Source organism: Streptomyces sp. CA-251247 (assembly GCF_050952975.1).
GTDB lineage: Bacteria > Actinomycetota > Actinomycetes > Streptomycetales > Streptomycetaceae > Streptomyces > Streptomyces achmelvichensis.
The window spans coordinates 2848768-2862226 of the sequence record NZ_CP191861.1 but is presented as its reverse complement, the minus strand read 5'-3'; the positions used below and the strand labels follow the sequence as shown (position 1 = coordinate 2862226).

The following is a 13459-nucleotide window of genomic DNA, read 5'->3' as shown; positions in this document are numbered from 1 at the left end:
CCGTCCTAAAGTACGGACGTTCGACAGCCGAGTACGGTTCCCCCAAACGGGGGTACGCCCGTGGCCCGGCAGGTCACAGCGCCGCCGCCGCATCGCACTCCTGAGCGCGGAGCGCGCGTGCGAGATCGTCCCGGGACTCCAGGACGAGCCGCCGCAGCGCGGGCGGTGCGTCCTCGTGCGCGGACAGCCAGGCGTCCGTCGCGGCCAGTGTCGAGGCGTTGTCCTGGAGCGAGGGGTAGAGCCCCCGCACGACGTCCATGCCGATCTGGATGGAGCGCTCCTCCCACACCCGTGCGATGGCCGCGAAGTAGGCGGGCGCGAACGGCGCCAGCAGCTCGCGCTGGTTCGGCTGCACCATGCCCGAGATCGTGGCCTCCACCAGGGCGTTGGAGAGCGCGTCCGACTCGACCACCTGCGCCCACGCCTGGTCCTTGACGGCGGGCGAGGGGCGGGCCGCGAGGCAGCGCACCTGGTGACGCCTGCCCGACGCGGTGTCGTCGCGGGCCAGTTCCGCCGCGATCTCCGCCTCGTCCGCGACCCCGTGCGAGGCCAGCGGCAGCAGGAAGGCCCAGCGCAGCTCCTGGTCCACATCGAGGCCGTCGATCTTCGCCGTGCCCGCCAACAGCCCCTGGAGCAGCTGGAGATCGGCCGCCGAGGCGGCCGTCGTCGCGAAGAACCGCGCCCAGGTCAGCTGGTGCTGGCTGCCGGGCTCGGCGACCCGCAGTTCACGCAGCGCGCCCTCGGCGAGCAGCCGGCCGCCCTCCTCGCGCCACTCGGGCGCGGCGTAGTGCACCAGCGCCGAGCGGGCCCAGGCGTGCAGCATCTGGAGCACGCCGATGTCCGACTCCCGGCCCGCGCACCGGAGCACCAGGTCCACGAAGTCGCGCGTGGGCATCAGCGCGTCCCGGGTGAGGTTCCACAGCGCCGACCAGCACAGCGCCCGTGCCAGCGGGTCGGTGAGGTCGCCGAGGTGGGCGCGCAGTGTCGTCAGCGAACTCTCGTCGAAGCGGATCTTGCAGTAGGTCAGGTCCTCGTCGTTCACCAGGACGAGCTCCGGCCGCTCCTCACCGACCAGTTCGTCGACGGCCGTCGAGGCGCCGGTGACGTCGATCTCGGCGCGTGCGTAGCGCACCAGGTCGCCGTCCTCGCGCCGGTAGAGGCCCACCGCCACGCGGTGGGGCCGCAGTTGGTCACCGTCCTGGAGGACGGCGAGCTCGGTGATCCGGCCGGCCGCGTCGCAGGTCACCAGTGGTGTCAGGGAGTTGACCCCGGCGGTCTCCAGCCAGGAGCGCGACCACGCGGCCATGTCGCGCCCGGACGTCTCCTCCAGCACGGAGAGCAGATCGCCGAGCCGGGTGTTGCCGTACGCGTGCCGCTTGAAGTACCGGCGGGCGCCCTCCAGGAAGGCGTCCTGCCCGACGTACGCCACCAGTTGCTTGAGGACGGACGCGCCCTTGGCGTAGGTGATCCCGTCGAAGTTGAGCTTGGCGGCCTCCAGGTCGCGGATGTCGGCCGTGACCGGGTGCGTGGAGGGCAGCTGGTCGGCGCGGTACGCCCAGGACTTGCGGTTGTTGGCGAAGGTGATCCAGCCGTTGGTGAAGCGGGTCGCGCCGACCATGGAGAAGGTGCCCATGAAGTCCGCGAAGGACTCCTTCAGCCACAGGTCGTCCCACCACACCATGGTCACCAGGTCGCCGAACCACATGTGCGCCATCTCGTGCAGGATGACGTTGGCCCGGCGCTCGTAGGAGGCCTGCGTCACCTGGCCGCGGAAGACGAACTCTTCGCGGAAGGTCACACAGCCGGGGTTCTCCATCGCGCCGATGTTGTACTCGGGCACGAAGGCCTGGTCGTACTTGCCGAAGGGGTACGGGTAGTCGAACCGGTCGTGGAAGAAGTCCAGGCCCTGCTTGGTGACCAGGAAGATGTCACCGGCGTCGAAGTGCCGGGCGAGCCCCTTGCGGCACATGGCGCCGAGCGGGATCTCCAGGGTCGTTCCGTCGTCCAGGGTGCGGGTGTAGAGGTCGGTGACGTAGTGGTACGGGCCCGCCACCACAGCGGTGATGTACGTCGAGATCGGCTTGGTCTCGGCGAACCGCCACACGCCGTCGGCCGCCCGCTCGCCGGCGCCGTTGCTCCAGACGGTCCACGCGTCGGGCGCGGTCACCTCGAAGCGGAACGGTGCCTTGAGGTCCGGCTGCTCGAAGCAGGCGAACACCCGGCGCGCGTCCGCGGGCTCGTACTGGGTGTAGAGGTAGACCTCGCCGTCCTCCGGGTCGACGAACCGGTGCATCCCCTCACCCGTGCGGCTGTACGCGCACTGGGCGTCCACCACCAGCACGTTCTCGGCGGCGAGGGAGCCCAGCGCGATACGGGAACCGTCGAAGACGGCTGCCGGGTCCAGCTTCTCGCCGTTCAGCGTCACCTCGGTGACGGACGGGGCGATCAGATCGACGAAGGCCGAGGCGCCGGGCTGTGCGCAGCGGAACCGGATGGTCGTCACCGAACGGAAGGTGCGTGGCCCCGAGCCCTCCGGGAGCTCCCCGACCGCGGACCGCAGGTCGAGGAACACCTCGTACCCGTCGACGGACGTCAGCTCGGCCCGGCGACGGGCCTCGTCGCGGGACAGATTCTCACCGGGCACGGGCACTCCTTCGTGACTCGTTCGACAGCACCGATCCTCCCATGTGCACCTGGCGGCCGGTATCCGGGAATCGACCGGTGACGGGCGGCGTTGTGCGATCCAGGCGCACGCCGCGTTCCCGATGAGGAGAGACATGTCCGAGAACGGCAAGACACCCGTGGACTTCTGGTTCGACCCGCTGTGCCCGTGGGCCTGGATGACCTCCCGCTGGGTCCTGGAGGTGGAGAAGGTCCGGGACATCGAGGTCCGCTGGCATGTGATGAGCCTCGCCGTGCTGAACGAGCACAGGCTGGACGAGCTCCCCGAGGAATACCGCGAGGGCATGAAGCAGGCCTGGGGCCCGGTCCGGGTGGCCATCGCGGCCCAGCAGAAGCACGGCGACGAGGTCCTCGGCCGGCTCTACACCGCGCTCGGCACCCGCTTCCACAACCTGGGCGAGGGGCCGACGCCCGAGGCGGTCGCCGGCGCTCTGAAGGACGTGGGCCTCCCGGCCGAGCTGGCGGACTACGCCGACTCCACCGAGTACGACACCGAGCTGCGGGCCTCCCACCAGGAGGGCATCGACAAGGTCGGCCAGGACGTCGGCACCCCGGTCATCGCGGTCCCCGGCGCCGACGGCAACCAGATCGCCTTCTTCGGTCCCGTCGTCACCCCTGCTCCCCAGGGTGAGGAGGCGGCGAAGCTCTGGGACGGCACGCTGCTGGTGGCTTCGGTCCCCGGTTTCTACGAGATCAAGCGCACCCGTACCCAGGGGCCGGACTTCTCCAACCTCTGAGACCCGGACTTCACCGGCCTCCGAATCGTCCGTCCGGGGGCCGTCCCGCCCCCCGGACGGGACGGCCCCCGGGACCGGAAGGCACCCCGGACCGGAAGGACCCCCGCGAGTCATGTCCTCGCGGGGGTCCTTCGTCATTCCGTCCGCACGCGAAGGTTGAGAAGACGATCACGAGCAGGACGTCCGGTGCGCCCGTCTCCGGGGCCGTTCAGGGGTTCACGGGGCGATGAGCGGGGTGCGCTCCCTGGCCCCGGCGTAGCGCTTCGCCACGTCCTGCCAGTTGACGACCGCCCACATGGCGTCGATGAAGTCGACCTTCTGGTTCTTGTACTGGAGATAGAAGGCGTGCTCCCAGGCGTCGAAGACCAGGATCGGCACGGAGCCCTGACCGACGTTGCCCTGGTGGTCGTAGACCTGCTCGACGATCAGCCGCCTGCTGACCGGCTCGTAGGCGAGCACGCCCCAGCCGGAGCCCTGGGTGGTCGCGGCGGCCTTGGTGAGCTGGGCCTTGAACTTGGCGAAGGAGCCGAACGACTCGGCGATCGCGTCCGCGAGGTCGCCGACGCCGTCCTTCTCCAGCGGCTCGCCGCCGCCGTCGCCGGTCATGTTGTGCCAGTAGATGCTGTGCAGGATGTGGCCGGACAGGTGGAACGCGAGGTTCTTCTCCAGCCCGTTGATCGACCCCCACGCCTCCTTGTCGCGCGCCTCCTCCAGCTGCTCCAGCGTGTCGTTGGCGCCCTTGACGTAGGCGGCGTGGTGCTTGTCGTGATGGAGCTCGACGATCAGGGGATTGATGACCGGTTCGAGCGCCGCGTAGTCGTACGGAAGTTCAGGAAGCGTGTAAATGGCCATGACCGGTCCCTCCGACTGCTTATTGCACATCTTATGCAAGTGCACGCTAGCAGCAAGAGGGACCGGAGATGATCAGGCGTAAGTCCTGGGACCCACCGCCCGGCTCTCTTCCGGGACCGTCACTGCGCCCCGTTGTCCGCCGCGTCCCGGGCGATCACCGCGAGATCGGGGAAATCGGTGACGACCGCGTCCACGCCCGATCCGTAGTGCAGGGCGTACTCGGCGAACGCGTCACCGAAGCCGTTCGGGTCGGTGCCCCGGCGCAGCGCCTGCGGCAGGAACTGGTTCTCCGCCCGGAAGGTGTAGGCACCCACCCGCAGACCCGCCGCGTGCGCGTCCGCCAGCAGCGGCGAGGGCGCGACGAGGGACGACTTGTCCGGCCCGATCCAGTCCGCGTACTCCGCGATGCTCCGCAGCCCCTGCGGCGTCATCATCCGCGCGTACGTCGTGTCGTGCCCGAAGGGGCCGCCGGTGGTCCCGAGGGCCTGCCACAGCGGCAGACGCAGCCGGGCCTCGGCGATGTGCAGCAGGCTCGACGGCTCGAAGGACTGGACGACGCACTCGCGCGCGCCGAGCCTGTTGCGGCGGATCACCCGCACGAGTTCCCGCTCCAGCGGCAGCCCGATCGAGCGGAAATAGGTGGGGTGCTTGGTCTCCGGGAACACGGCGACGGTGCGGCCGTGGCTCCGGGACAGCCGGCGGGCGAGGTCGACGACCTCCTGGAACGTCATGATCCGCTGGGTGCCGTCGAAGACGGTGTTGCGGTTGCGGACCAGGGGCAGCCGCTCGACGGCCCACAGGGTCTTCAGCTCGGCGAGCGTGAAGTCCTCGGTGAACCAGCCGGTCACCGCCCGCCCGTCGACGGTCTTCGTGGGGCGAACTCCGCGCGCCTCGCGACATCGGTCGTCTGCGAGATCTCGTTCTCATGGCGGACGACCAGCACATGATCCTTGGTGGGCACCAGATCCGGCTCGATCCAGTCGGCGCCCGCCTGTACGGCGAAGGTGTACGACGCGGCGGTGTGCTCGGGCCGCCAGCCCGCCGCGCCGCGGTGACCGATCACCAACGGCCGTCCGGGGCCCGGCCGCTGACGGGCCGCCACGGCGGGGGACGCAACGGCGGACGCGGCGGTCGCCGCGCCTGCCGCGAGAAGGATCGAACGGCGTTTCGGCATTGCGGACATACGGGTCTCCCTCTGGGGCACGCGGTCGTGGTGGGTGGCGCGGAGCACCACGCTCGCCACGCCGGGTGGCGGCCGGGGGGACGTGAGGTGTCCAGGTCATGTCCGCGCGGCGCGGGCACGGGCCCGTGAGCCGGCCAGCCGTTCCAGATGCTCCTCGTAGGCCTGTGCGTAGAACTCCGAGCGCTCCGGGTCCGGTTCGACGACCGCGGTCGGTGCGGTCCAGGCGGCGGTGTCCAGCTCCACACCGTGCCGTTCCGCCGACGCCAGCACGGCGCCGCGCGCCCCGACCTCGCCCTCGACGATCCGCAGCGGCCTGCCCAGCACCTCCGCGAACAGCCGCATCCAGGCCGGGGAGCGGGTGCCGCCGCCGCAGATCGCGAGGGACCCGGACAGTCCCGCCGCGTCCAGACAGTGCCGGGCCGCGAACCCGATGCCCTCGCAGGTGGCCCGCACCAGATCCGCCGTGGTCGACTCCAGCGACACCCCGGTCAGTTCGGCGCGCAGTCGCGGCTCCACGAAGGGTGCGCGCTCACCGGACGGCGCGAAGTACGGCAGCACCCGCACCCCGTGCGAGCCCGGCGGGGTGGCGTCGAGCAGCGCGTCGACCTCGGTGTGCTGCACGCCGGTCGTCCTCAGCACCCAGTCCAGGGCGGCCGTGCCGACCATCGCCGGCATCGCGCGCAGCCACTGCCCCGTCCGGTCGGTGGAGATGTACAGCCCGGCCGGCTCACCGGTGAGATCGAGCTCGCGGGTGGCGACGAGCGAGGCCAGACAGGTGCCGACGATCAGCAGACCGTCGCCCGGAGCGGTGACGCCCGCCCCGAGCGCGCAGGCGGCCAGATCGTAGGGACCGCTCGCGATCCGGGTCCCCGAGGCGAGCTCACCGGTTGCTGCGGGATCGCTGACCGCCGGCAGCAGCCCCCGGCGGTGGGCGATCCCCAGCGCTTGCAGCACCTCGTCGTCGTAGGTGCGGGTGCGGGGGTCGAGAAACGGCATGGACGCGTCCGAGACATCCGTCGCCCGGGTGCCCGTCAGCCGCTGGAAGACCATGTCCTTGCAGGTGAGGGCCGCCGCTGCCGCGTCCAGCGACGCGGGCTCGTGCCGGTCCAGCCAGGCGAGCACCGGGCCGGGGGAACCGGGGAACATCGCGCCGCCGTTGCGCCGGAACACCGACGCGAGCACCCCCGACTCCTGCCAGGCGTCGACCAGGGCGTGCGCGCGGCCGTCCATCCAGGAGATCGCCGGGCGCACCGGCCGGCCGGAGTCGTCGACCAGCCAGACGCCGTCGCCCTGCCCGGTGAGGCCGATCAGCTCGACCGGCCCCGGCACCGCGGCCGTCACCGCCGCCAGGACGTCCACGACCGCGCCGTACACCTCGTCCATGTCCTGCTCGACGCGGCCGTCTTTGATGTCGAGACCGACCGGCCGGGACTCGACCGCGAGCGTGCGGCCCCCGGCGTCGAAGGCCGCCGCCTTCACGGCCGATGTGCCGACATCGATCCCGACATACGCCGTCGTGTCTGTCGTGGCTGCCGTGGCTGTCATCGCAGAAGTCCTCTCAGGTGAGGCAGTGCGCGAGCGGTTCTCCCCGGACGTAACGGGCCACCTCCGCCGCCGCGATGGCCGCTGCCTTGCGGGCGACGGCACGGCTCGCACCGCCCAGATGCGGGGTGAGCACCAGGTTCGGGGTGTCGAACAGCCGTGAGCCGGGCGGCGGCGGCTCCTGTTCGTAGGTGTCGAGCGCGGCGGCGGCCAGCTGCCCGTCGTCCAGCGCGTCGCACAGCGCTCCGGTCTCCAGCAGCCCGCCCCGCGCCGCGTTGACCAGCACCGATCCGCGGGGCATCAGGGCCAGTTCACGGGCGCCGATGAGCCCCTGGGTCTCGGGAGTGAGGCGGGCGTGCAGCGTGACGACCCGGGAGCGGGAGAGCAGCGCGTCCAGGGTCGGCGCGCGCATGCCGTGCACATCGCCGCGCACATAGGGGTCGTACACCTCCACCTCGGCGCCGAACGCGCACAGCACCCGCGCGACCCGGCTGCCCACCGCGCCGTAGCCGACCAGACCGACCGGGGTGTCCTCCAGCTCCAGGCCGCTGCGCTCGTACGTGTAGTACGTGCCGTCCCAGCCGGCCTTGCCGGTCAGCGCGTTGTGCGCCTCGGGGATCGATCGCAGGGCCGCGAGCATCAGCCCCACGGTGAACTCGGCCGTGGCGGCGGCGTTGCGGCCCGGCGCGAAGCAGACCTTGACGCCCCGCGCCTTGGCCGCCTCGGTGTTGACATTGACCGGGCCGCCGCGGCAGACGGCGATCATCCGCAGGGACGGAGACGCGGCGAGCACCCGCTCGGTGAAGGGAGCCATCTGTGTCACGCACACCTCCACCCCGTCGAGCGCCTCGATCAGCGCGTCCTCGACATCGCTCGCCTCGTCGACCTCGGCGACCCTGCCGAAGGGTTCGAGCGGCCAGGGCAGGGTCAGCTCGGTCAGTTCGGGAGGGGAGCCGGCGAGATCGTGGCGCACGGCCTCGGCGATCAGGGAGTTGAGGACGAAGTGGTCGCCGGCAGCCAGGACTTTCATGCAGTGCCTCCGCGGGGGTCGTACGCGGCCTGTGCCGGGGCGCCTTCCACAGCCCTGAGCGCAGACCTGACAAGGGACCTTGTGCTCGTGCACCGACCGCACGGCCGCCACGCACACGGCCGGGGGAAGGAGGAACGCAGCGGATCGTAGCCGCCGCCGGACCCCATGCGGTGGACGGCGCGCGGTCGACGCCGGACGACGCACGGACGTCGCAGCCTCCGCCGACCGGTCAACCGAGCGTGGGACGGCGGCTCGGGAGCGTCAATCCCTCCGGCACGCCCTTCTGCCGGTGCACAGTGAGAGGCCCACGAAAGGAGCCGCCATGTGGATGGGCATCGATCTCGGCACCCAGAGCGTCCGCGCGGTCGTCGCCACCGACGACGGCGCCGTCCTCGGCAGCGGCTCGGCGCCCCTGACCGGCCGCCGCGACGGCGTACGTCACGAACAGAGCCCGGACGACTGGTGGAGCGCCGTGTGCGCGGCTGCCCGCGAGGCCCTGCGCGACGGCCACCGCCCCCGCGCCCTCGCCATCTGCTCCACCTCGGGGACGGTCCTGCTCGCCGACCGGAACGGCCGCCCCCTCACTACCGCCCTGATGTACGACGACGGGCGGGCGCCGGGACGCGGCCCCGGGAGAGCGCTCTGGCTGCTGCGCGAGTACGGCGCCGGGCGCGAGGCACGCGTCCTGCACCAGGCCGATCTGATCGTGGCCCGGCTCGCGGGCCGGCTGCTGCCCACGGACTCCAGCCACGCCCTGAAGACCGGGTACGACGCCGAGCGCGGGGCCTTCGAAGAACCGGGCCTGCCGGAGGGCGTGTTGCCGGACGTGGTGCGCCCCGGCACCCGGCTCGGCGAGGTGTCCCGCGAGGCCGCCGAAGAGACCGGCATCCCGGCCGGTACGACGGTCGTGGCCGGCATGACCGACGGATGCGCCGCCCAGATCGCCTCCGGCTCGCTCACCGTCGGCTCCTGGAACTCGGTCCTCGGCACCACCCTCGTCCTCAAAGGGGTCACGGCCGAGCCGCTGCGCGATCCCGCCGGCGTCGTCTACAGCCATCTGTCCGCGGACGGGACCTGGCTGCCCGGCGGGGCGTCGGGAGTCGGCGGCGGGGCGCTGCGCGCGGCCTTCCCGGACGCCGACCCGGCCGCTCTCGACGCGCGCGCCGAGGACTTCGAGCCGGCGGGCGCGGTCGCCTATCCGCTCGGCTCCCCGGGCGAACGGTTCCCCTTCACCGCCCCCGAGGCCACCGCCTTCCTCCTGGGCAGACCCGCCTCCGACGCCGACCACTGGGCGGCCCTGCTCCAGGGCGTGGCTCTGACCGAACGCCTCTGCCTCGACTACCTGGATCTGCTGGGCGCGCCCGTCGACGGCCCGCTGACCTTCACCGGCGGCGCCGTCCGCAGCGATTATTGGACCCGGCTGCGGGCCGAGGTCCTCCAACGGCCGGTGCGCGTCCCGCAGTACAGCGAACCGGCCCTGGGCATGGCCGTACTCGCCGCGTACGGAGCCGGGTCCGCGGACACGGTCGCCGACGCGGCGGAACGCATGGTCCGGCTGCGGCATGTGGTGCGGCCGCGTGGCGGCGAGCGGTTCACCGAGCCGTATCTGACGATGGTGGGTGAACTGGAGCGGCGCGGCTGGCTGCCCGGCCCGTTGGCCGCACACGCCCGAGCGCGCACGGAGCACCCGGGAAGCACCGGAAGCACCGGAAACGCCGCAAGGTCAGAGAGCACAGGAAGCACGGAGAGGCCGACATGAGTACGACCCTGCTGATCGCCCGGCACGGCCGGACGGTGTGGCACGCCGAGAACCGCTACGCGGGGGTGAGCGACGTCGCCCTCACCGACGAAGGCCGCAGGCAGGCGGAGCAGTTGGGGCAGTGGGTGGCGCGCCATCCGGTCGACGCGGTGTGGACCTCGACGGTCTCCCGCGCGATCGAGACGGCCGAACCCGCCTGCCGGGCGCTGGGGCTGACGGCACAGCGCGAACACGCCCTGCGGGAGTGCGACTTCGGTGTGGTCGAGGGCCGCACGCTCGCGGAGTTCGCTGCGCAGAACCCCTCCGCCGCGGCGGCGTTCACCAGGGACCCCGCGGCTCATCCGTTCCCCGAGGCGGAGGACCCGCGGGCGGCGGCGGCCAGGGGCGCAAGCGCGCTGTGCCGGATCGCGCGGGAGCACGAGGGACAGCGCGTGCTGGTGGTGGCCCACAACACCTTGCTGCGGCTGGTGCTGTGCGAGCTGCTGGGCATCGAACTGTCCGCGTACCGGCGGGTGTTCCCCTCACTGCGCAACGCGGCACTCAGCGAACTGCGGCTGTCCGGCAGCACGGCCGCGCTGCTGTCCCTGAACGTGCCGGTGGACACCGGCCTGTCCGGCGGCTGAGAACGCGCCGAGGCCCGCCCCGGTCGGGGGCGGGCCTCGGCGCGTGGATCAGTGGGACGTGATCAGGCCTGCAAACGGCGTGCGCGCACCTGCCGCGCATACCCGACCGCCGCCAGGGCCAGCGTCAGCCCGCCCGTGTAGAGGAGCTGCGTCCGCGTCTCGGCCTCGCGTGCCATCAGGACGAACACCGCGGCCATGCCGGCCAGAGCCACCCAGGTCAGCGCCGGGTAGAGCCACATCTTCACCACCAGCCGCGAGGGGTCCTCGCGTTCCGTCCGGCGGCGCAGCAGCAGCTGGGAGACCGCGATGAAGATCCAGACCACCAGGATGATCGCGCCGATCATGTTGAGCAGCCACATGAAGACGTCGTTCGGCCGCCAGTAGCTCAGCAGCACGCATCCGAAGCCGAAGACCGAGGAGACCAGCACCGCCGTGCGCGGCACCCCGCCGGACGTCCGGCCGAGCGCCTTCGGGCCCTGGCCGCGCCCCACCAGCGAGCAGGCCATGCGGGAGGCGCCGTAGATGTTGGCGTTCATCGCGGAGAGCAGCGCGACGAGCACCACCACGTTCATGATCTGGCCGGCACCCGGGATGCCCAGGTGGTCGAGGGTCGCGACGTACGGGCCCTTCTCGACGACCTTCGGGTCGTCCCACGGCACCAGGGTCACGATGACGGCCATGGAGCCGATGTAGAAGACGGCGATACGCCACATCGCGGTGCGGACCGCCTTCGCGACGCCCTGGACCGGGTGCTCGGACTCGGCCGCGGCAATGGTGACCGTCTCCAGGCCGCCGTACGCGAAGACGGAGGCGAGCAGACCGACGACCAGCCCGTCGGTGCCGTTGGGCAGGAAGCCGCCGTCACCCGTCAGATTGGCGGTTCCCGGTGCGTCCGTGCCCGGCAGGACACCGGTGATCGCGAGGACGCCGATGCCGAGGAACAGGGCGATCGCGCCGACCTTGAGCGCGGCGAACCAGAACTCGAACTCACCGAAGTTCTTCACCGCCGCCAGGTTCGTGCCGCAGAACACCAGCATGAACAGCGCGACCCACGCCCACTCGGGGGTTCCGGGCATCCAGCCCGTCATGATCTTCGCGGCACCGATGCCCTCCAGACCGACGGCGACGCAGAGCAGGAACCAGAAGGACCAGCCGGCGGTGAAGCCCGCCCAGGGGCCGATGGCCCGCTCGGCGTGCACCGAGAACGAGCCGGACGCCGGGTTCGCCGCGGACATCTCGCCGAGCATGCGCATCACGAGCATGACGAGCAGACCCGAGAGCGCGTAGGCGATGACGATGGACGGGCCGGCGGCGGCGATGCCCGCACCGGAACCGACGAAGAGACCGGCGCCGATGACGCCGCCGAGGGCGATCATCGAGAGGTGGCGTTGCTTGAGTCCGTGCGAGAGCGCGACGTCGTCCTGACGGTCGGCGGGCGCGGGCGCGGAAGTCCGAGACATGGGCGTGCCCTGATCAGTAGCTGAGACGGGGGAGCGCAGCACAGTCTGGGCAAGCACCCGCTGACGGGGAACACATGTCCGCTATACGGGCACCATGCTCACACAAGGTGAACACTCACCCACGACGTGCCCGTAGTTCCCGCACCCCGGCGACGATCAGCACCGCCGCCGTGGCCCCACTGGACCAGAGCACCTGAGGGCGGGCGGTGTCGTCCGTGAGCATCAGCACCAGCACACCGGCCATCGCGGCCAGGGTGGCCCAGGTGAGCCAGGGGAACGCCCACATCCGCAGCGTCAGTGTGCCGGGCGCCTCGCGTTCGATCCGGCGGCGCAGCCGCAGTTGCGACACGGCGATCAGCGCCCACACGAACAGCAGTACCGCACCGACCGAGTTGAGCAGATAGAGGAAGACGGAGTCGGGCCACTTCAGATTGAGCAGCACGGAGACGAAGCCGAACGCGACCGAGGCGAGGACGGCCCGCCGGGGCACACCTCCGCCGGAGATCCTCAGCAGTCCGCGCGGAGCCTCGCCGCGCTCGGCGAGCGAGAAGACCATCCGGGAGGCCCCGTACAGATTGGCGTTGAGCGCCGACAGCAGCGCCACGAACACCACGATGTTCATGATCTGCCCGGCCTGCGGAATGCCGATCGAGTCCAGCACGGTGACATACGGACTCAGCCCCGCCTGCTGCGCGGTCCACGGCAGCAGGGTCACGATCACCAGCATCGAGCCCACATAGAAGAAGAGGATGCGGACGACAGCGCTGCGTACGGCGCGGCCCACGGCACGGGCCGGGTCGTCGGTCTCCGCCGCGGCGATGGTCACGACCTCCAGACCGCCGAAGGCGAAGACGACGGCGAGGACGCCGGAGATCACCCCGCCCCAGCCGTTCGGCAGAAAACCTCCGTCGCCGGTGAGATGGGTCAGGCCCACCGGGTCGGTGTCCGGCAGCAGACCGAAGACGGCGAGCGTGCCGAGGATCAGGAAGAGCACGATCGCGCCGACCTTGAGCGCGGCGAACCAGAACTCGAATTCGCCGAAGTTCCGTACGGCGGTGAGGTTGGCGAGGGTGAAGAGCACCATGAAGACCAGGACCCAGCCCCACTGCGGCAGCGCGGGTGCCCAGTCGTGGGCGATCGTGGCCGCCGCCGTCGCCTCCACGGCGAGGACGACCACCAGCAGGAACCAGTAGAGCCAGCCTACGGTGAACCCGGCCCAGCGGCCGATCGCCTTCTCGGCGTGCACCGAGAACGAGCCGGACGCCGGCATGGCCGAGGACATCTCACCGAGCATCCGCATCACCAGCATCGCGATGGTGCCGGCGATCAGATACGACAGGACGATGCCCGGACCCGCGACCGCGATCCCCGCGCCCGAACCCACGAACAGCCCGGCGCCGATCACCCCGCCGAGGCCCAGCATGGTCAGATGACGCTGCTTGAGCCCGTGTGCGAGCGGCTCGTCGGTCGTCAGGGCCTCGTGCATGGTGCGCGTACTCTCCGATGGATTGGTGGGACCCTACAGTCTCCCCGGGGCGGGCCCTCGACCGCAAAACGGACCCCTCACCCTCCGACCTCCGTGACGAGCATC

General features: G+C 71.4%; 9 protein-coding genes and 1 pseudogene. 3 read left to right on the top strand and 7 right to left on the bottom strand.

What is annotated here, in order from left to right; all coding sequences use genetic code 11:
- Window positions 1-73: 73 nt before the first annotated feature.
- Entirely contained in the window at window positions 74-2650 is a 2577-nt protein-coding gene (pepN, locus tag ACQPWZ_RS12535; RefSeq protein ID WP_433571351.1) for an aminopeptidase N, read from the bottom strand.
- Window positions 2651-2777: 127 nt separating this feature from the next.
- Here pepN and ACQPWZ_RS12530 point away from each other — a divergent pair, with 127 nt between their 5' ends.
- Window positions 2778-3419 carry a DsbA family oxidoreductase gene (locus ACQPWZ_RS12530; protein ID WP_340473123.1) on the top strand — a complete coding sequence of 214 codons (642 nt, stop codon included), beginning with the start codon at window positions 2778-2780 and terminating at the stop codon, window positions 3417-3419.
- 216 nt (window positions 3420-3635) lie between these two features.
- On the opposite strand, the gene ACQPWZ_RS12525 is transcribed toward ACQPWZ_RS12530, so the two are convergent.
- From ACQPWZ_RS12525 to ACQPWZ_RS12510, 4 genes and pseudogenes are all read right to left on the bottom strand, one after another.
- Window positions 3636-4271, bottom strand: a complete 636-nt coding sequence (locus ACQPWZ_RS12525) for a superoxide dismutase (RefSeq protein WP_433571350.1) — start codon at window positions 4269-4271, stop codon at window positions 3636-3638.
- A 119-nt stretch (window positions 4272-4390) separates the two neighbouring features.
- A pseudogene (locus tag ACQPWZ_RS12520) lies at window positions 4391-5454 on the bottom strand (glycerophosphodiester phosphodiesterase family protein).
- A 96-nt stretch (window positions 5455-5550) separates the two neighbouring features.
- Window positions 5551-6999, bottom strand: a complete 1449-nt coding sequence (locus tag ACQPWZ_RS12515) for an FGGY family carbohydrate kinase (protein WP_433571349.1) — start codon at window positions 6997-6999, stop codon at window positions 5551-5553.
- A 13-nt stretch (window positions 7000-7012) separates the two neighbouring features.
- Entirely contained in the window at window positions 7013-8026 is a 1014-nt protein-coding gene (locus tag ACQPWZ_RS12510; RefSeq protein WP_340473118.1) for a 2-hydroxyacid dehydrogenase, read from the bottom strand.
- A gap of 322 nt (window positions 8027-8348) precedes the next feature.
- Here ACQPWZ_RS12510 and ACQPWZ_RS12505 point away from each other — a divergent pair, with 322 nt between their 5' ends.
- Both ACQPWZ_RS12505 and ACQPWZ_RS12500 read left to right on the top strand, forming a co-directional pair.
- Complete coding sequence (locus tag ACQPWZ_RS12505; protein ID WP_433571348.1) at window positions 8349-9785, top strand: FGGY-family carbohydrate kinase; 1437 nt, start codon at window positions 8349-8351, stop codon at window positions 9783-9785.
- On the top strand, window positions 9782-10408 hold the full coding sequence (locus ACQPWZ_RS12500) for a histidine phosphatase family protein (protein ID WP_340473116.1): 627 nt from the start codon (window positions 9782-9784) through the stop codon (window positions 10406-10408). The genes ACQPWZ_RS12505 and ACQPWZ_RS12500 overlap by 4 nt, the downstream gene beginning before the upstream one ends.
- Before the next feature lie 62 nt (window positions 10409-10470).
- Here the strand turns inward: ACQPWZ_RS12500 and ACQPWZ_RS12495 are convergent, their stop codons facing one another.
- On the bottom strand, window positions 10471-11868 hold the full coding sequence (locus ACQPWZ_RS12495) for an amino acid permease (protein WP_433571347.1): 1398 nt from the start codon (window positions 11866-11868) through the stop codon (window positions 10471-10473).
- A gap of 115 nt (window positions 11869-11983) precedes the next feature.
- Window positions 11984-13354 carry an amino acid permease gene (locus ACQPWZ_RS12490; RefSeq protein ID WP_433571346.1) on the bottom strand — a complete coding sequence of 457 codons (1371 nt, stop codon included), beginning with the start codon at window positions 13352-13354 and terminating at the stop codon, window positions 11984-11986.
- Between the last annotated feature and the right edge of the window lie 105 nt (window positions 13355-13459).